Annotated in this window: 2 protein-coding genes; both read right to left on the bottom strand. The window is 50.9% G+C overall.

Annotated elements, in window-relative coordinates; genetic code table 11:
- Nucleotides 1–165: 165 nt before the first annotated feature.
- Nucleotides 166–1077, bottom strand: coding sequence for a glucose-1-phosphate thymidylyltransferase RfbA (gene rfbA, locus H9626_RS15840; protein WP_191710939.1), 912 nt, complete (start codon nt 1075–1077; stop codon nt 166–168).
- Between the two features lie 237 nt (nt 1078–1314).
- Nucleotides 1315–1658: sugar nucleotide-binding protein (locus H9626_RS15835; RefSeq protein ID WP_191710938.1), on the bottom strand; the 344-nt coding region annotated here is incomplete at its 5' end.

Raw genomic sequence — 1658 nt, 5'->3', positions numbered from 1 at the left:
TAGATACCCCAAGGCAGACTGCTGGTATCGCAACTTGAAATCGGTCACTGTCAATTCACGCAACAGCACCATATTGCGCTTACTAAACAGATGCACTATTCCTCCTACATCAACGAGTAATATCGAACACCGTAAGTCATAACTTAGACTTTCTGCATTTTCTAATTAATCTGTCCCTAACCGGCTTGGACCTCCAGTTATGATCTTGTCATCAGCGACATCCTCGAGATGTTGTCCGTATGGGCTTTTGCCATATTTCTCAGCCGATGCGAGCAACTGGTTCTTATCAATCCTCCCGTTTTCATACGCGATTTCCTCAGCCACCGCGATAGGTAGTCCCTGCGCCCGCTGAACCGTACGCACGAACTCTCCGGCTTCATACAGGGAATCCATTGTTCCCGTATCCAGCCACGCATATCCGCGTCCCAGTGTCCGAACGTTCAAAGAACCGTCGTCTAAGTACATGCGGTTCAAATCCGTAATCTCCAGCTCACCACAAGCCGAAGGCCTTACCAGCTTGGCAAACTCCACCACACGCGAATCATAGAAGTACAGGCCAGTCACCGCATAGTTCGACTTCGGTACGACCGGCTTCTCCTCAATGCTAATCGCCTTGTGATCAGCATCGAATTCCACGACACCATACCGCTCCGGATCATCCACGTAATACCCGAACACGGTGGCCCCGCCCTCCTCGGCCTTCTTGACTGCGCCACGCAGGGTGCGCGTCAGACCATTGCCGTAGAAGATGTTATCCCCTAACACCAATGCGCACGGTTCCCCGGCGATAAACTCCTCCCCCAACAGGAACGCCTGGGCCAAGCCATCCGGCGACGGCTGCACCTTGTATGAGAAGTTCACACCGTATTGGGTCCCATCACCCAACAGCCGCTCAAAATTCGGCAGATCATGTGGCGTACTGATAATCAGGATATCCCGAATACCTGCCATCATCAATACACTCAGCGGATAATAGATCATCGGCTTGTCGTACACCGGCAATAGCTGTTTCGAAGTCACTGTTGTTAACGGATACAACCGTGTACCAGAACCACCCGCAAGAATAATGCCTTTCATGTTCCGCTACCTCCGGTGTCACAGTGTTATACTGACAGTCTTCACAAAACTATACCTGTGTTTACGGCAGATACCGAATCTTAAAGTTTCTGCAAAAGTCTGTCACAACTGTGCTTTCGTTGAATCATCTGCACACAATAGACGATTTAAGGCAAAGTATAAAGGCTACTGAAGTAGAACCCGTTCAAAGGATATCCGCAACAGTAGCCATATCAGACAAGATATTCTCATGTACGATTACATGTTCAAATATTCTTCCAACTTACCTTCCCAGTTTGCAGGGATGTATCCGCTGTTCTTAATCTTAGTAAGGTCGAGGGCGCTGTGTTCGGGGCGGGGGCTGACCGGACCGCTAGCGTTCGCATAGTATTCGGCCGTGGTCACGGGTTGAACCTTGTCGCCGTTGTGGTTTACCAGGTTGAACACGGTCCGGGCGATCTCATACCAGCTGGCGGATTCGCCTTCACTGGTCAGGTTGTACGTGCCGTACTCCGCTCCGGTGTCCAGCAGGTGGAAGATAGCTTCGGCCATGTCACTGGTGAACGTCAAACGTCCGTACTGGTCGTCGACCACCGTCACCT

This window comes from Phocaeicola faecium (genome assembly GCF_014837055.1).
GTDB lineage: Bacteria > Bacteroidota > Bacteroidia > Bacteroidales > Bacteroidaceae > Phocaeicola > Phocaeicola gallinarum.
This window is presented reverse-complemented; position numbering and strand designations above follow the sequence as displayed.

What these genes read in the sequence shown, in the direction of transcription:
- rfbA (WP_191710939.1), bottom strand. Translation starts at nt 1,077, where the DNA reads ATGAAAGGCATTATTCTTGCGGGTGGTTCTGGTACACGGTTGTATCCG.